Origin of the sequence: Bradyrhizobium pachyrhizi (assembly GCF_001189245.1) — a bacterium.
GTDB classification, from domain to species: Bacteria; Pseudomonadota; Alphaproteobacteria; order Rhizobiales; family Xanthobacteraceae; genus Bradyrhizobium; species Bradyrhizobium pachyrhizi.
Window position 1 is genome coordinate 44,314 of record NZ_LFIQ01000072.1, and the last position, 16,243, is coordinate 60,556.

The 16,243-nt window shown below is 65.9% G+C and carries 14 protein-coding genes; 6 read left to right on the top strand and 8 right to left on the bottom strand.

Features of this window, described 5'->3' with window-relative positions:
* Positions 1-1,052, bottom strand: a 1,052-nt coding sequence (locus AKL29_RS14795; protein ID WP_430648877.1) for a CmpA/NrtA family ABC transporter substrate-binding protein, incomplete at its 3' end; no start/stop codon positions are given.
* Entirely contained in the window at positions 1,049-1,639 is a 591-nt protein-coding gene (locus AKL29_RS14800; RefSeq protein ID WP_028332037.1) for an ANTAR domain-containing response regulator, read from the bottom strand. The genes AKL29_RS14795 and AKL29_RS14800, both read right to left, overlap by 4 nt.
* 116 nt (positions 1,640-1,755) lie before the next feature.
* Here AKL29_RS14800 and rimO point away from each other — a divergent pair, with 116 nt between their 5' ends.
* Positions 1,756-3,081 carry a 30S ribosomal protein S12 methylthiotransferase RimO gene (gene rimO / locus AKL29_RS14805; RefSeq protein WP_050384703.1) on the top strand — a complete coding sequence of 442 codons (1,326 nt, stop codon included), beginning with the start codon at positions 1,756-1,758 and terminating at the stop codon, positions 3,079-3,081.
* Positions 3,082-3,316: 235 nt separating this feature from the next.
* Positions 3,317-4,513: an acetylornithine transaminase gene (locus AKL29_RS14810; protein WP_050384704.1), complete on the top strand. Its 1,197-nt coding sequence runs from the start codon at positions 3,317-3,319 to the stop codon at positions 4,511-4,513.
* Positions 4,514-4,630: 117 nt separating this feature from the next.
* On the opposite strand, the gene AKL29_RS14815 is transcribed toward AKL29_RS14810, so the two are convergent.
* The 3 genes from AKL29_RS14815 to pcsA form a co-directional block, all read right to left on the bottom strand.
* Entirely contained in the window at positions 4,631-5,605 is a 975-nt protein-coding gene (locus AKL29_RS14815; RefSeq protein ID WP_050384723.1) for a quinone oxidoreductase family protein, read from the bottom strand.
* A gap of 159 nt (positions 5,606-5,764) precedes the next feature.
* A complete protein-coding gene (locus AKL29_RS14820) occupies positions 5,765-6,490 on the bottom strand; it encodes a TerC family protein (protein WP_050384705.1) in 726 nt (241 codons plus the stop codon).
* Positions 6,487-7,215, bottom strand: coding sequence for a phosphatidylcholine synthase (pcsA, locus tag AKL29_RS14825; protein ID WP_063779911.1), 729 nt, complete (start codon positions 7,213-7,215; stop codon positions 6,487-6,489). The genes AKL29_RS14820 and pcsA overlap by 4 nt, the downstream gene beginning before the upstream one ends.
* Positions 7,216-7,347: 132 nt before the next feature.
* Here pcsA and AKL29_RS14830 point away from each other — a divergent pair, with 132 nt between their 5' ends.
* Entirely contained in the window at positions 7,348-8,532 is a 1,185-nt protein-coding gene (locus AKL29_RS14830; RefSeq protein WP_050384707.1) for a UbiH/UbiF family hydroxylase, read from the top strand.
* 70 nt (positions 8,533-8,602) lie between these two features.
* Here the strand turns inward: AKL29_RS14830 and AKL29_RS14835 are convergent, their stop codons facing one another.
* Positions 8,603-9,556, bottom strand: coding sequence for an AEC family transporter (locus AKL29_RS14835; protein ID WP_050384708.1), 954 nt, complete (start codon positions 9,554-9,556; stop codon positions 8,603-8,605).
* Between the two features lie 121 nt (positions 9,557-9,677).
* Here AKL29_RS14835 and hspQ point away from each other — a divergent pair, with 121 nt between their 5' ends.
* Positions 9,678-10,010, top strand: coding sequence for a heat shock protein HspQ (gene hspQ, locus AKL29_RS14840; protein ID WP_021081543.1), 333 nt, complete (start codon positions 9,678-9,680; stop codon positions 10,008-10,010).
* 44 nt (positions 10,011-10,054) lie between these two features.
* On the opposite strand, the gene AKL29_RS14845 is transcribed toward hspQ, so the two are convergent.
* Positions 10,055-11,329, bottom strand: coding sequence for an MFS transporter (locus AKL29_RS14845; RefSeq protein ID WP_202814547.1), 1,275 nt, complete (start codon positions 11,327-11,329; stop codon positions 10,055-10,057).
* Between the two features lie 340 nt (positions 11,330-11,669).
* Positions 11,670-12,500, bottom strand: a complete 831-nt coding sequence (locus tag AKL29_RS14850; protein WP_028332046.1) for an invasion associated locus B family protein — start codon at positions 12,498-12,500, stop codon at positions 11,670-11,672.
* A gap of 385 nt (positions 12,501-12,885) precedes the next feature.
* On the opposite strand from AKL29_RS14850, the gene AKL29_RS14855 reads away from it, so the two are divergent.
* Entirely contained in the window at positions 12,886-14,622 is a 1,737-nt protein-coding gene (locus AKL29_RS14855; RefSeq protein WP_244482046.1) for an extracellular solute-binding protein, read from the top strand.
* A gap of 28 nt (positions 14,623-14,650) precedes the next feature.
* Positions 14,651-16,204, top strand: coding sequence for an AMP-binding protein (locus tag AKL29_RS14860; RefSeq protein ID WP_050384710.1), 1,554 nt, complete (start codon positions 14,651-14,653; stop codon positions 16,202-16,204).
* Positions 16,205-16,243 lie beyond the last annotated feature (39 nt).

A 16,243-nucleotide genomic window follows, 5' to 3' on the forward strand; every position in this document is an offset into this window, starting at 1 on the left:
GGGCGACCCGATGCGGCGTCGTAGAGATCGGGCCTGAACACCGCCATGGCGGTCTTCAGCGCCTCCGGCCGGTACGCCGTTTGGCCCCAGCGAACCATCTGCGCATAGAGCCAGGCCGCCTGCCCCGGATCAGGCCGCGCCGCAGCCTCGCGCCCGACCAGCAAATAGCGATTGCTCTCGCGCATGGTGCCGTCGGGCGAAATCTTCAGGTGGCCATCGAGCGTGCGCTGGATGACGCTGGCATCGACACCAATCCGCTCGGGCTGCGCCAGGATGCCCGCGACCTCGGACCGGTTCTCGGGCCGCTCGATGAACTCCACGGCGCGCAGATGTGCACGCACCAGCGCCGCCACGGTGTCGGGATGCTTCTCCGACCAGCTCTGCCGCAGAGCCAATACCTTTTCCACCGCGCTGAGCAGGATGTCGGAGACGAAATGCAGGATGTGGCCGATGCCGAGATCGACCGCGATCGAATTCCAGGGTGCGCCGACGCAAAACGCGTCGACATGGCCGTTGGCGAGACTGTCGACCATGTAGGGCGGCGGCAGCACCACGAGCTGGACATCCTCATCGGGATCGACGCCGCCGGCGGCCATCCAGAACCGCAACTGGTAATTGTGGGTCGAGAACGGGAAGGTCATGCCGAAGGTCAGCGGCTCTGCTCCGCTCTTCCGCCGCTTGGCAACCACGCGGGCGAGCGCCTGTGCGGTTGCCATCGGATCGAAGCGGTCGCCGTCGATCTCTTCCATCAGCGCGGCGTGCAGCGCCGGCGATACCGTGATGGCATTGCCGTTGAGCCCGAGGTTGAAGGGCGCCGCGATCGGCACCTTGACGTGACCGAGCCCGAGGCTCGAGGCGATCGCCACCGGCGCCAACAGATGAGCGGCGTCGAACAGGCCGATATTGAGCTTGTCGCGGACGTTCGACCACGACACTTCCCGCACCAGCGTGACGTCGAGGCCTTCGGACGCGGCGAATCCCTTGTCGACGGCAACGATCAGCGCGGCAGCGTCGACCAGCGGAATGAACCCGATGCGCAAAGGTGTGGTCATTTCAGGAGCTCCGACGCCGTCAGGATCGATTGCGCGATCTCTCCGATCTTCTTTTTCTCGCGCATCGCGGTCGAGCGCATCAGCACATAGGCCTCCTCCTCGGTCAGTCCCTTCACCTTCATCAGGATGCCCTTGGCGCGATCGATCACCTTGCGCTCCTCCAGCGCGTGCTTGGTGCGATCGAGCTCGTCCTGCAGCTTGGCGAAGGCATTGAAGCGGGAGACGCACAGATCGAGGATCGGCTTCATCCGCTCCTTCTTGAGACCGTCGACGATATAGGCGGAGACGCCCGCCTCGACCGAGGCCTGGATCGAGGCGGCGTCGCTCTGGTCGACGAACATCGCGATCGGCCGGCGGACGGCACGGCTGACCTGGAACATTTGTTCCAGCACGTCGCGACTGGGGTTCTCGAGGTCGATGACGATGATCTCGGGGTCGAGCGCATAGATTCGCGAGAGCAGGCTCTGCATCTCGCTGATATGCACGACATCCGTATACCCGGCCTCCCGCAGTCCCTCCTCAAGGATGGCCGCACGGATCGGGCTCTCGTCGACTATGACGATCTTGGGAGACGATTCAGCGCTCATCGACAACTCTTAAGGCCCGGCAGATGCATCCATATCATGCCGGAAGCCCCGGGAAAGGGTTGTAATTCTCGGCAATTGGGACTAGCTCCTGCCCATTCATCAGGCAGATCAGAGATATGCAAGAGGCCGCCGCGCCGAAAGTGAGCTTTGTGTCCTTGGGGTGCCCCAAGGCGCTGGTCGATTCCGAGCGCATCATCACCCGGCTGCGCGCGGAAGGCTATGAGCTGGCGCGCAAGCATGACGGCGCCGACATCGTCATCGTCAACACCTGCGGCTTTCTCGACAGCGCCAAGCAGGAATCGCTCGCCGCGATCGGCGAGGCCATGGCCGAGAACGGCAAGGTCATCGTCACCGGCTGCATGGGCGCCGAGCCGGAGCAGATCGAGAGCGCCTATCCCGGCGTGCTCTCGATCACGGGGCCGCAGCAATATGAGAGCGTGCTGGACGCCGTGCACCGCGCGCTGCCGCCGGCGCACAACCCGCATATCGACCTGGTGCCGCCGCAGGGCGTCAAGCTGACGCCGCGGCACTACGCGTATTTGAAGATTTCCGAGGGCTGCAACAACCGCTGCAGCTTCTGCATCATCCCGAAGCTGCGCGGCGATTTGGTGTCGCGACCGGCCAATGAAGTGCTGCGCGAGGCCGAGAAGCTGGTGAAGGCCGGCGTCAAGGAGTTGCTCGTCATCTCGCAGGACACCTCGGCCTATGGCGTCGACCTGAAATACGCCGAGAGCCCGTGGCAGGACCGCAGCGTCCGCGCAAAATTCTTCGATCTCGCCAAGGAGCTCGGCGAGCTCGGCGCCTGGGTGCGGCTGCAATATGTCTACCCCTACCCGCATGTCGACGAGGTCATCGGCCTGATGACCGAGGGCAAGGTGCTGCCCTATCTCGACATCCCGTTCCAGCATGCGAGCCCGGACGTGCTGCGCGCGATGAAGCGCCCGGCTGCGCAGGAGAAGACGCTGGCACGGATCCAGAAATGGCGCGAGCAGTGCCCTGAGCTGACGCTGCGCTCGACCTTCATCGTCGGCTTCCCCGGCGAGACCGATTCCGATTTCGCCTACCTGCTCGACTGGCTCGATGAAGCCGGGATCGACCGCCTCGGCTGCTTCAAATACGAGCCGGTCGCCGGCGCCACGTCGAACGCGATCGGGAATGCCGTGCCCGACGAGGTCAAGCAGGAGCGCTGGAACGCGCTGATGGCGCGGCAGCAGAAGATCTCCGCGAGGCGCCTGAAGCGCAAGGTCGGCACCCGCCAGCAGGTCATCATCGACGAGGTCGGCCCGACTGTGGCGAAGGGCCGGTCAAAGGCCGATGCGCCGGAGATCGACGGCGCCGTCTACCTCACGAGCCGACGGCCGCTCAAGGTCGGCGAGATCGTGACCGCCAAGATCGAGCGCTCGGACCAATACGACCTGCACGGCAGCGTCGCCGGATTCTGACGCTTGACATGTTCCGGCGTTCGGCTGTATGGCCCTGCGCCATGAAGCTGAATCGGACCCACCGCCGCGCCATCTGCCGTCGTCGCACCCGCGACGATGCTGGGCTGCGCCGTGTCCGACGCCATCGCTGATCCTATAAATCAGCCAAGGTTTTCGAGAAGGCCGCGCCCCCAAAGCGCGGCCTTCTCGTTTTTCGGCCTGCCCTTTCCCAACATCGACCCCAGAGGAGAACGACATGACCAACGCACCCCATCCGTTCGATGCGCTGATGGACATCACCGCTCGCCCCGAGGTCGTCTTCGTGCGCGGCGCCGGCTCGTATTTGTGGGACAGCAACCGCAACCGCTATCTCGATTTCGTGCAGGGCTGGGCCGTCAATCCCCTCGGCCACTCGCCGGTCATCGTTGCCGACGCGCTGGCCGCGCAGGCGAGACGGCTGCTGACGCCAAGCCCGGCGTTCTACAACGAGCAGAGCCTGAAACTGGCAAAGTTGCTGGTCGACAACAGCTGCTTCGACCAGGTGTTCTTCGCCAACTCAGGCGCGGAGGCCAATGAAGGCGCGATCAAGCTCGCGCGCAAATATGGCACGAAGTACAAGAACGGCGCGCACGAGATCATCACCTTCGAAGGCGGCTTCCACGGCCGCACGCTCGCGACCATGTCGGCCTCGGGCAAGAAGGCGTTCGAGCCCCTGTTCGAGCCGAAGGTCTCGGGCTTCCGCAAAGCCAGGCTGAACGACATCGAGTCGGTGCGAAAGCTGATCTCGTCGTCGACGGTCGCGGTCATGCTGGAGCCGATCCAGGGCGAGGCCGGCGTCTGGCCCGCGACGGATGAGTTTTTGAAGGAGTTGCGGGCGCTGACCCAGCAACGCGGCCTGCTGCTCATTGTCGACGAGATTCAGACCGGCATCGGCCGGACCGGAAAGCTGTTCGGCTATCAGCACGCCGGGATCGAGCCCGACATCATGACGCTCGGCAAAGGCATCGGCGGTGGCGTGCCGCTCGCGGCCCTGCTCGCGACCGAGCATGCCTCGTGCTTCGATCACGGCGATCAAGGCGGCACCTTCAACGGCAATCCGCTGATGTGTGCCGCGGGGCTTGTCGTGCTCGATCAGATCAGCAAGCCCGATTTTCTGCAATCGGTCGTCGATGCCGGCCTTTTGCTCGAGCGCGAATTGCAGCGGCTGTCGTCGCGGCACGGTCTCGGCGAGATCAGGGGCCGCGGGCTCCTGCTGGCACTCGACCTCAAGATGCCGATCGGTGCCGCCGTGGTTGCCGAGGCGTTCGCGGCCGGCGTGCTGATCAACTCGCCGCAGCCGGACGCGCTACGCTTCATGCCGGCGCTAAACGTGGCGCGGGAGGAGATTTCCCTTGTCATCGACTGCCTGGATACCGTGCTGACCAAGGTCGGCGCGGCGCGACGGGTGGCTTAGCAATCGCCCAGTCATTCCGGGGCGATGCGCAGCATCGAACCCGGAATCTCGAGATTCCCCGGTGCGCAATTGCGCACCTGAGGTTCACGCTTCGCGTGCCCCGGAATGACGATCTCTCTACGGCCGCAGGATTGCCGCGCCCGTCGTCGCCCTGCTCTCCAGATCGATATGCGCCTTGGCGGCATCCTTGAGCGCATAGGCGTGGTTGATCGGCACGTGCAGCTTGCCGTTGATCACGGCGGCGAACAGCGTGTCGGCGCCTTCGAGCAACTCCTTGCGGGTGCCGACATAGTCGTTGAGCTTGGGCCGCGTCGCGAACAGCGAGCCGTGGTTGTTGAGTTCGGCAAGCGGGAACGGCGGCACCGGACCCGATGCGTTGCCGAAGGAGACGAACAGGCCGCGCGGCCTGAGGCAGGACAGCGATCCCGGGAACGTGGTCTTGCCGACGCCGTCATAGACGACGTCGCAGAGCTCGCCGCGGCTGATCTGCTTGACGCGTTCGACGAAGTTCTCCTCGTTGTAGAGGATGACGTGATCGCAACCATTGGCGAGCGCGAGATCGGCCTTCGCCTTCGAGCCGACGGTACCGATGACATGCGCGCCGAGCGCCCGCGCCCACTGGCAGGCGAGCAGCCCGATGCCGCCCGCCGCGGCGTGGATCAGCACGCGATGGCCGTGCTCGACCTTGAAGGTCTTGTGCAGGAGATACCAGACCGTGAGGCCCTTCAGCATCAGCACGGCGCCCTGCTCGTAGGTGATATGATCGGGCAGCTTGACGAGCTTGTCGGCCGGGATGACCCGCTCGGACGCGTAGCCGCCGAGATTGTAGTAGTAGGCGACGCGATCGCCGGGGTGGAAATTGGTCACGCCCGGCCCCACGGCCAACACCTCGCCTGCGGCCTCGTTGCCGGCAATGAACGGCAGGCCGGGCGCCTTGTAGAGGCCGGTGCGGAAATAGACGTCGATGAAGTTCAGACCGACCGCGTGCTGGCGGATCCGGACCTCGCCCGTCCCCGGCGCACCCACCTCGACGTCCTCATAGGTCAGGACTTCCGGCCCCCCCACCTGGTGCACGCGCACAGCCTTGGTCATGTCGTCGCTCCCCTCATATACCAGCGTCAAGCGAGCGAATGCCATCGCGGCCGGCTTGTCAACCAAGCGGGCCGGAACCGGCTACGGCACGATCCGGAAAAGTGCGAACCGGCTTTCCCTCGCGACAAACGCGCAGCGTTTGCGCGGAGACAATGCCGATTAGCGCGCCGGCTTCCTGCGGTTGCGCTTGGCCATGACGTTGAACGCCTCGACGGCGGCCGAGAAGGCGATCGCGAAATAGATGTAGCCGCGCGGGATGTGGAATTTGAAGCCGTCGGCCACCAGCGCCACGCCGATCAGCACCAGGAAGGCCAGCGCCAGCATCTTGGTGGTCGGGTGCTCCGCGACAAAGCGCGCCACCGGTCCCGACGAGATGTACATGATGGCGCAGGCGATCACCACCGCCGCGATCATGATCTCGATGTCCTGCGCCATGCCGATCGCGGTGATGATCGAATCCAGCGAGAACACCAGGTCGATGATGATGATCTGCACGATCACCCAGAAGAATGCGCTGGCGCTCGGCCTGTCGTCGGCTTCCCCCTCGCGCGCCTCGACCTCGCCGTGAATCTCGTGGGTCGCTTTCGCAATCAGGAACAGGCCGCCGCCGATCAGGATGATGTCACGCCACGACAGCGCGACGTCCCTCACGGTGATGACCGGTTGGGTCAGCCCGATCAGCCAGACCAGGATCGAGAGCAGCAGAATGCGGAACACCAGCGCCAGCAGCAGGCCGATCTGCCGCGCGCGCTTGGCCTGCGCGGGCGGGATCCGCGACACGATCACCGACAGGAAAATCACGTTGTCGATGCCGAGCACGATCTCGAGCGCAGTCAGCGTCAACAGCGCCGCCCAGGCTTCCGGGCTGGTGATCAATTGCATCATGCTCTGAAGGCTTTCATCCGGCGGATCACGGTATCGCTGCCGACGATGTAGACGGCGATGGCGCAGAGACCGAAAGTGATCGGGGCTCCGACCACGAAATCGTTCGCAAGCGTGTACATGCCGAGCAGCGCCCATGCGCCGAGCAGCCACAGCGTCAGCCAGCGCAGCCGCACCACACGCAGCGGATGCAGCACGTGGAACGGCGCAAAGGTCAGCGCGATCAGAGCCGCGACGACGATCGTCGACAGCACCGGCGGCAGGTGCAGCAGAAACAGATAGAACGCCGCCGCATTCCACAGCGCCGGGAAGCCGCGGAAATGGTTGTCATCGGCCTTCATGCGGCGGTCGGCGAAATACAGCGCGCTGGAGACCACGATGCCGACCCCGAGGATCGGCGCCGCCAGCGGCAGCAGCATGCCGCTCGCGGTGATCGCATAGGCCGGCACGAACACATAGGTGACGAAATCAACCACCAGGTCGAGCACCTCGCCCGACCAGTTCGGCTGCAGCCGGACCACGTCGAGCCGGCGCGCCAGCGGGCCGTCGATCCCGTCGATGATGAGCGCGACCCCGAGCCAGGCGAACATGTTGGCCCAGTGCTCGCGCACCGCCTCCAGCATCGCCAGCAGCGCGACCCCGGCGCCGAGCGCCGTGAAAATATGAACGGAGAATGCGGCGGTCCGCATCCGTTCTGGCAACGCATCGGGCTGGCTCGAATGCTCCATCGGCCGAGTGCTATCAGGAATCGGACTGGTTTGCATATGCGGTCTTGCGGCGTTCCGCCGCGCAAAGCGTTGGAAACTCTTGGTGGTTACCGATGGCTTGAAAATCGGGCCAAGCATGTCAAATGTCCTGATATGACCGACAGCTCGCTGGATTATGACGTTATCGTAATAGGCGGCGGTCCGGCCGGATTGACGGCTGCGATTGCCCTTGCCGACGCAGGTGCACGGACTGCGCTGCTGGCGCGCCGCGCGCCCTATGCCGATAATCGGACCACCGCGCTGCTCGGTGCCTCGACCGATATCCTGGAGCGGCTGGACGTCTGGCGGCGCTGCAGCGACCGAGCGGCGGCGCTCAAGACCATGCGCCTCGTCGACGACACCGGCCGCCTGATCCGTGCGCCAGAGGTGCGCTTCTCGTCCGACGAGATCGGCCGCGAGCAGTTCGGCTTCAACATCGACAACCGCTCGCTGGTCGCAGCCCTCGAGGACCGCGCCGGCGAAATGACCGCGCTGACGCGGTTCGACGATGAAGCCGCCTCGGTGCGGCCGGACGCTGCCGCGGTCACCGTGGTGACGCGGCAGGGCCAGTCGCTCCGGGCCCGGCTCGTGGTCGGTGCCGACGGGCGCAATTCATTGTCCCGCGAGGCCGCCGGCATCGAGGTGACAAGCCGCGAGCTCGGGCAGTCCGCCCTCACCTTCAACGTCACCCACACCCGGCCGCACCACAACGTCTCGACCGAGTTCCACACCGAGCACGGCCCCTGCGTGTTCGTGCCGCTCGGCGGCAACCGGAGCAGCGTGGTCTGGGTCTCCTCGCCCAAGGAGGCCGAACGGCTGATGGCGCTCGGTGACGACGAATTGTCCCTCGCCGCCGAGCGGCAGTCGCATTCCATTCTCGGCCGCGTCGAGGTCCAGGGTGGCCGTCACGTGTTTCCGCTCGCCATCGAGCGGCCGCGGCAGTTTGCAAAAGACCGGATCGCGCTGGTCGGGGAATCCGCCCATGTGCTGCCGCCGATCGGCGCGCAGGGTCTCAATATGGGACTGCGCGATGCCGCCGATATCGCCGAGATCACGGGTCAGGCGATCGGTCGTGGCGAAGATCCCGGCGCGCCCAATGTGCTGTCGCGCTACCAGGCGGCGCGGCGCCCCGATGTCGCCAGCCGGACCTGGGCGATCGATATCGCCAACCGGTCGCTGCTGAGTGATTTCCTCGGCATGCAGACGGCGCGCGCTGCCGGACTGCATCTGCTCGGCGCATTCGGCCCGTTGCGGCGCCTCGCGATGCGCGAAGGCCTCGCGCCGTCGTGGCGGCGGTGAGCAAAGCGTTTTCGAGCGAAGTGGGCACCGGTTCGCGTTAAGAAAACGCGTCAAATAAGAAGCGCGCCGATCAGGGAAACACCAGCCGTCCGCTCTGGATGAACCACATCACGCTGGTCAGCGTGACCACCGAGGCGAAGGTGCCGATCAGCACCGCGACCGACGCCGGCTCGATCCAGGTGTCGTTCTGCCGCGCGATCACGAACACGTTGAGCGCCGGCGGCAGTGAGGCCATCAGCACCGCCGTCGCAGCCCAAGGCTGCGCGAACGGGCCGAACAGCAGCATCAGGCCGAACGCCAGCAGCGGATGGATCAAAAGCTTGATCGCGACCACGCCCGGGACCTCCCACGGCACCCGCTCGAACGGCCGCAGCGCCACCGTGATGCCGAGCACGAACAGCGCCGTCGGCGCGGCGGCATTTTCCAGGAACTGGATGGTGCGATCGAGCGCGACCGGGATCGGGATGTGAAAGCCGGCGACCAGCGCCCCGAACACCGCCGACATGATCAGCGGGTTCTGCACGATCTGCCGCAGCACCACGCCGAGTGCGTGCAGCAGCGAGGGATGGTCGCGGTCGGTGAGCTCGATCAGCAGCGGCACGATCGAGAACAGGAAGATGCTGTCGCAGCAGAAGATCAGCGCGGTCGGCGCCGCCGCCTTGGCACCGAGCACAGCGAGCGCGAGGCCGGGCCCCATATAGCCGATATTGCCGTAGGCGCCCGACAGGCCGGCCAGCGTCGCCTCGCGCAGCGTGAGCCCGCCGATCACCTTGCCCGCGACCATCGCTAGGAAGAATGCGAGCACGGTTCCGAGCGTGGTGGCGATCAGGAATGGCGGGTTGTTCAGCTCCGCAAACGGCGTCTTGGACATGATCCCGAACAGCAGCGCCGGCAACGAAACGTAAAGCAGGAAGAAATTCATCCAGGCGAGCCCGCTCTCGGGCAAACCCTTGGCCTTGCCGCACGCATAGCCGATGAAGATCAAGCCGAAATACGGCAACGCCAGATTGAGGATATCGATCATTCTGAAAGTAGTTTCTCGGCCGGATTTCGGGTCGTTTTTGCAGAGCTGGAATCGGTAAAGCGTGGGTTAATTCGGACCTTAGCCCCTAGCATCGGCCACAATGTTGGTCTATCGACGAGCCATGATCAAAGCGCGCACCGCCAAGTTTCAGATCGGGCAGATCGTCCGTCACCGGGTGTTCTCCTTCCGGGGCGTGATTTTTGATATCGACCCGGAGTTCAACAACACCGAGGAATGGTGGCTGTCGATCCCCGAGGACATGCGGCCGCACAAGGACCAGCCGTTCTACCATCTGCTCGCGGAAAACTCGGAAACCGAGTACGTCGCCTATGTCTCGGAGCAGAACCTCTTGCCTGACGAGTCCGGCGAGCCGATCCGGCATTCGCAGGTGGCGGAGATCTTCATCAAGGACAAATCGGGCGGCTACCGTCCGCGCAATCCGTCGCTGAACTGAGCTTCGGCGGTCCGGCGAATGCCACGGCGTTCGTGCTGCCGCGCTCACACCCCCTCGCGCTTGGCCAAGACAACCGCGATCGCCCAGACCGCAAAGCCCGCCAGCGCCAGCCCCGCGCCGACCAGGCCGGTCGACGTCCAGCCGTAGCCGGCTGCGACCGCCATTCCGCCGAGCCACGGCCCCAGCGCATTGGCGACGTTAAAGGCGGAATGGTTGAGCGCCGCAGCGAGGCTCTGCGCCTCGCCCGCGACGTCCATCAGGCGGGTCTGCAGCACGGTGGCGAGCGCCCCGCCCAGCCCGATCAGGAACACGTCGGCGGTCAGCGTCCAGAAATTTCCTGCCGCCAGCGGATAGAGCGCGAGCGTCGCCGCCGACCACAGCAGGAGCCCGCCAGCGGTTGCCATCAGCGCGCGGTCGGCGAAGCGCGGCACGATGATGTTGCCGGCGGTGAGGCCGGCGCCGAACACGCATAGCGTCACCGGCACCAGTGCGGGCGAAGTGTGCGTCACCGCCAGCATGGTCGACGCCAGATAGGTGTAGACCGAGAACAGCCCGCCGAAACCGACGGCGCCGATCGCCAGCGTCAGCCAGACATGCTTGCGCCCGAGTGCCGACAGTTCACGCAGCGGGCTCGCCTTGCTGTTGGCGGCATCACGCGGGGCGAAGATCAGGACCAGGATCGCGGTCAAGAGCGCGAGGCCGGCGACGATCGCGAAGGCCCAGCGCCAGCCGATTGCCTGCCCGACCCCGTTGGCGAGCGGAACGCCGATCGTCGTCGCGATGGTGAGCCCCAGCAGCACGCGGCCGACGGCCGCGGTGCGCTTGTCCGTCGGGACCAGCGAGGCCGCCACCAGCATGGCGATGCCGAAATAGGCGCCGTGCGGCAGCCCCGCCAGGAAGCGCAGCGCCAGCATGGTGCGGTAATCGGGCGCCAGCCCCGAAAGGCCGTTCATCAGCGCGAAGAAGCCCATCAGTGCGATCAGCAGCGTCCGCCGCGTCATGCGCGCCGACAGCACCGCGATCACCGGCGCACCGACGACGACGCCGAGCGCGTAGGCGCTGATCGCGTGGCCGGCCTGGGGCTCGCTAACGTGCAGATCGTGGGCGAAGAACGGCAACAGGCTCATGGTCGCGAATTCGGCGATACCGATTGCAAAGCCGCCCATCGCCAGCGCGAGATGGACGATGCCGGGATGAAACATTCCGGGGACGTTGTCCTGGCTGACGCGAACGCCAGCATCGGCCGAAGCACCGCCGGTCGGCTGCTCCCGAGGCCGGGAGCGCGGTTCTCGCCGCTGCGTGCTGACTTGCTGGGACATTGCGCGACTTCCATGGCTGCGAACGGCGGCCAGGATTCGCGGAAAGACCCACGCGCGCATTTGCGCATCGAAGGCGCTGTTCGCGCTTTCGTCTGGCCTCCCGTATCGGATTTATGATTGTGCTTCGACGCCGGACTTGTCCGGACGAGGCACCAACGATGCGCGCTCATCGCGCGACGCAATCGGAGCACCCTGCCGCGACCGTCGCATACGATCTGCGCAATCACCAGCGCAGCAGGCTGCCAGCAGCCAGTCTGTTTCGCATGACAAAAAAGGCGCCCTTCCGGGCGCCTTTTGATCGCGATGATCTCGCGCTTTCTTGAACGCGTGATTGAAGTGTTTACTTGGCCGCCGGGTTGGCCGGCGCCGGAGCCTGCGCGGAGCCACCGCCCGCGCCTTCCAGCTTCTTGCGCTGCTCTTCGGCGCGCTTCTGCAACTCTTCCTGCAGCTTCTTCGAGTTTTCCTCGAACACCTTCGGATCGGTCGGCGGGCCGTCATAGGCCTTGGCGAATTCGGTGTTGAGCGGCAGCGGCAGCGTCAGCGGCGCGCCGTTGGAATTGATCGCCTGGACCACGAGGTTCTGGCCCTTTTTCATGTTGGCGATCAGCTCGGGCGTTGCTTCATAGTCGGACATGCAGCCGTTCTGGAAGCAGATCACATAGGGCGCCTGCTGCGGCGGGTTGCCGTCGACGATGATGCGGGTGCCGTGCACGAGCTGCATGCCGAGCGGCAGCGTGACGCGCAGGATCTTCTTCGGCTCGCCTTCCGGCTCGATGATCACGGCGGCGATCACCGGCTGGCCGGACTCGATGCGGCCGTCCTTGCCGGTGAAGCAGACCTGCTTGGCGTTGGCTTCCTGGCCCTTCAGGCAGAACTTGGTCCAGGGGGCGTAGATCAGCTGGATCTGCTGATCCTGCGCCGGCGGCTGGCCGGCCGCAGCGGGCGGCTGGCCGGCGGCCGGTGCTTGGGCGGGCGCCTGGGCTGCCGGAGCCTTCGGAGCTGCCTTGGGTGCCGCCTTGGGCGCAGCCTTCGGTGCCGCAGGCGCCGGCGCTGCCGGCTGCTGGGCCTGAGCGGCAGGAACCAGGAGCGCTGCAGAGAATGCCGTCGCCGCCATCAGGGCGACAATTCGCCCATGCGGCCGGACCGGGGCGGCCAAGATACGGAAATTCATTGCGGAAAACCCTTTCTGAACGGAAGCCCGAAACCGCTGCAGGCGCCGACACATAGCCGTTTGGGCGGCTGTCTCCTAGTCAATTGAGGCGGATACGTGACAGGCGTTCCCGCCTTCGAATTGCACGCCTTCAATACAGCGGCGTGCGGAAAGATCAATGCCGACAAGCGTATTTGCGCCCATCTCGCGGCGAGTTTCAGCCGCCTGTGATAAACCTCCGGACGTGACGTTTCGCGAATCAAATCCGGCGCCTCACGCACGTGTTCCCGGGCACACTTGGCGCGCCGCATGGGCCGCCATCTGGCTGGCGTTGGGATTCCTGGGCTTGGGATTCCTGACGAGCGGGCTGGTCCCTGCGGCCGCCGCCGAGAGCCACGCGATCGCGATGCATGGCGCCCCCGCGCTGCCACCCGACTTTACCCACCTGCCCTACGCCAATCCCGACGCGCCCAAGGGCGGTCGCCTGGTTCAGGGCGTGATCGGCACCTTCGACAGTCTCAATCCCCTGATCATCAGGGGCGTCCCCGTGCAGCAGGTCAGGGGCTACGGCTATGAGCGCGGTTATGTCTACGAAAGCCTGATGGCGCGGGGCAATAACGAGCCGTTCACGCTGTACGGCCTGCTCGCGCGCAGCGTCGAGACCGACGACGCCAGAAGCTATGTGACATTCCACATCGATCCCCGCGCCCGCTTTTCGGATGGCCGGCCGGTGCTGGCCGACGACGTGTTGTTCTCGCTGGCGCTGCTGCGCGACCACGGCCGTCCGATGCACCGTCAGTATTATTCGAAAGTCGCAAAGGCCGAGGCGCTCGACCCGCTCACGGTCCGGTTCGATTTCGGCGGCGTGGCGGATCGCGAATTGCCGCTGATCCTCGGCCTGATGCCGATCCTGCCGCGGCACGCCATCGACCCCGAAAAATTCGAGGAAACCAGCTTGGCGCCGCCGATCGGGTCCGGCCCCTACCGCGTGACGGCGGTCAAGCCCGGCGCCAGCGTGACCTTCACGCGCGATCCCGATTATTGGGGCCGCGACCTGCCCATCAATTGCGGCCTCTGGAACTTCGACGAGATCAGGCTCGATTACTACCGCGAGGCCAACGGCATGTTCGAGGCCTTCAAGCGTGGCTTGTATGATTTCCGGACCGAGACCGAGCCGCTGCGCTGGCACGAAGGTTATGACTTCCCGGCGGCGCGCAACGGCGAGGTGATCCGCGACACCATCAAGATCGGCACGCCGCGGCCGTCCGAATTCCTGGTTTTCAACAGCCGGCGGCCGAAATTCGCCGACCTGCGAGTGCGTCAGGCACTGGCGATGCTGTTCGATTTCGAATGGGTCAACCGCAACTATTATTTCGGACTGTTCTCGCGCGCCGGCGGTTTCTTCGCCGGATCGGATCTGTCCGCCTATGGCCGCCCCGCCGACGATCGCGAGCGCGAGCTGCTGAAGCCATACCTGTCGCACATCCAGCCCGATATCCTCGACGGCCGCTATCGTCTGCCGGTCACCGACGGGTCGGGGCGCGACCGCGGCCTCCTGCGTACTGCGCTCGCGCTGCTCGCCGAGGCGGGCTACGCGCTCGACGGCACAGTCTTGAAGCAGCGCTCGACAGGGACGCCGCTGCGCATCGAGATCCTGGTGACGACGCGCGAGCATGAGCGGATCGCCCTCGCCTATCAGCGTGACCTGAAGCGGGCCGGCATCGAAGCCGCGGTGCGGGTGGTCGACGCGGTGCAGTTCGAGCAGCGCCGGGTCGGCTATGACTTCGACATGATCCCCATCCGCTGGGACCAGTCGCTGTCGCCGGGCAACGAGCAGTGGTTCTATTGGGGCAGCCAGGCCGCCGATTTGCCGGGCACAAGGAATTACATGGGCGCCAGGGATCCCGCCATCGACGCCATGATCGCGGCGCTGCTCGCGGCGCGCGAGCGGCCGGCCTTCGTCTCGGCGGTGCGGGCGCTGGACCGGGCCCTGATGTCGGGCTTCTACGCTATCCCCCTATTTAACTTGGGAGAGCAATGGATCGCGCGCTGGAATCGGATAGAACGGCCTTCGACCACGGCGTTGACGGGCTACCTGCCGGAGACTTGGTGGCAGCAGAAGCCCGGCACGCAATCCAGATGATTTGCCGAGTGATACGACCCGACGCGGCATGACCTGGTCCGAGCGAAGCGATGCAACCGACGTTGAACCCGTGAACCAGTCGATCACCTCGCCAACGCTCGATACCCTGTTCAAGCGCACTTTGGCGCGGCAGCCCGAGGCGCTGGCGCTGGTCGACCCGCTCAACAAGCAGCGCATCACCGGACAGACCCGCAAGCGCCTGACCTACGCCCAGGCCGACCGCGCGATCTCGGCGATCGCCGCCCACTTCGTGCAGAGCGGATTGCCGGCCAACACGGTGATCGCCGTGCAGCTGCCCGGCACGGTCGAATTCGCCCTGACGGTTCTTGCCGCGCATCGGGTCGGCCTCGTGGTGGTGCCGCTGCCGCTGCTGTGGCGGCAGGCCGAGCTGACGTCCGTGCTCAACCGCACCGCGGCGCGGGCGATCGTCAGCTGCGGCCGGATCGACGGCGTCTCCTATGCCGACATCGCGATGAACGCCGCGGCGGAAGCGTTCTCGATCCGCCACGTCTGCGGCTTCGGGAGCGATCTGCCCGAAGGCATGGCGTCGCTCGACCAGGCGATCCTGGAGGACTCCCGGGCCTCGCGCCCGATGATCGAGGACGGCCGCAAGCCGGCGCTGATCTCCTTCGACGTCACCAGCGAAGGTCTTCGTCCGGTGCCGCGGGCGCATTTCGGTCTGATTGCCGGCGGGCTCGCGATGTCGCTGGAGAGCGATCTGCCGCAAGGCGCCACCATCATGTCGGCGTTCGCGCCGATGTCGTTCGCCGGCATCTGCTCCTCGCTGGTGACCTGGCTGCTGTCGGGCGGAACGCTGGTGCTGCATCACCCGTTCGACGAGGACGCGTTCGAGACCCAGTTCAACGATCACACCTGCAACACGCTGATCGCGCCGGCGCAGCTCGCACTGCGGCTCGACGAGCGCGGCCTGTCGGAGCGCCTGCCCAGCCTGCGCACCGTGATCGGCCTCTGGCGTACGCCCGAGCAAGTTGCCTCCAGCGCGCGCTGGAGCTCGCGGCGGGTGACCATGACCGATGTCTATCTGTTCGGCGAGGCCGGGCTGTTCGGCGCCCGCCGCACCGCCGAGGACGGATCGCCGGCCGTGATCAAGCCGGGGCCGCACAGCGCGCCGCGCGAAGCGCCCGGCGCATCGGTCGCCGGGGAGATCCTGCTGACGCCGAAGGGCACGCTCGGCCTGCGCGGCCCGATGGTGCCGGTCGCCGCCTATGCGCCGCCGCCTCCGCCCGGCGACAGCCTGATCGCGCCGCCGCCGCGCGATTTCGTCGACACCGAATATGCCGCGCGGGTCGATCGCGCGACCGGGGCCATCAACATCACCGCGCCGCCGTCGGGGGTGATGACGGTCGGCGGCTACCGCTTCCTCGCCCAGGAGCTGCAGGAATGGTCGCGCCGCCTCGGCCAGGGCGCGCTGCTCACCGCATTGCCGGACCGTCTCAGCGGCCACCGGCTGGCCGGGCGGGCACAGGACAATGCGCGCGCCCGTGACGCGCTCACAGAACTTGGGCTTAACCCCTTGATGGTCGAAGCGTTTCGCGACCGTGGTGGCGCCGGGGTGAGTTAAAATCTTATCATTGTGTTAGTCTTATCATTGTGTTGACGC

Coding starts and splice junctions, on each gene's coding strand:
- AKL29_RS14845 (WP_202814547.1), bottom strand. CDS start 11,329: ATGTCCCAGCAAGTCAGCACGCAGCGGCGAGAACCGCGCTCCCGGCCT.
- AKL29_RS14855 (WP_244482046.1), top strand. CDS start 12,886: ATGCATGGCGCCCCCGCGCTGCCACCCGACTTTACCCACCTGCCCTAC.
- AKL29_RS14810 (WP_050384704.1), top strand. CDS start 3,317: ATGACCAACGCACCCCATCCGTTCGATGCGCTGATGGACATCACCGCT.
- AKL29_RS14850 (WP_028332046.1), bottom strand. CDS start 12,500: ATGAATTTCCGTATCTTGGCCGCCCCGGTCCGGCCGCATGGGCGAATT.
- AKL29_RS14820 (WP_050384705.1), bottom strand. CDS start 6,490: ATGATGCAATTGATCACCAGCCCGGAAGCCTGGGCGGCGCTGTTGACG.
- hspQ (WP_021081543.1), top strand. CDS start 9,678: ATGATCAAAGCGCGCACCGCCAAGTTTCAGATCGGGCAGATCGTCCGT.
- AKL29_RS14830 (WP_050384707.1), top strand. CDS start 7,348: ATGACCGACAGCTCGCTGGATTATGACGTTATCGTAATAGGCGGCGGT.
- AKL29_RS14835 (WP_050384708.1), bottom strand. CDS start 9,556: ATGATCGATATCCTCAATCTGGCGTTGCCGTATTTCGGCTTGATCTTC.
- AKL29_RS14800 (WP_028332037.1), bottom strand. CDS start 1,639: ATGAGCGCTGAATCGTCTCCCAAGATCGTCATAGTCGACGAGAGCCCG.
- rimO (WP_050384703.1), top strand. CDS start 1,756: ATGCAAGAGGCCGCCGCGCCGAAAGTGAGCTTTGTGTCCTTGGGGTGC.
- AKL29_RS14815 (WP_050384723.1), bottom strand. CDS start 5,605: ATGACCAAGGCTGTGCGCGTGCACCAGGTGGGGGGGCCGGAAGTCCTG.
- pcsA (WP_063779911.1), bottom strand. CDS start 7,215: ATGGAGCATTCGAGCCAGCCCGATGCGTTGCCAGAACGGATGCGGACC.
- AKL29_RS14860 (WP_050384710.1), top strand. CDS start 14,651: ATGACCTGGTCCGAGCGAAGCGATGCAACCGACGTTGAACCCGTGAAC.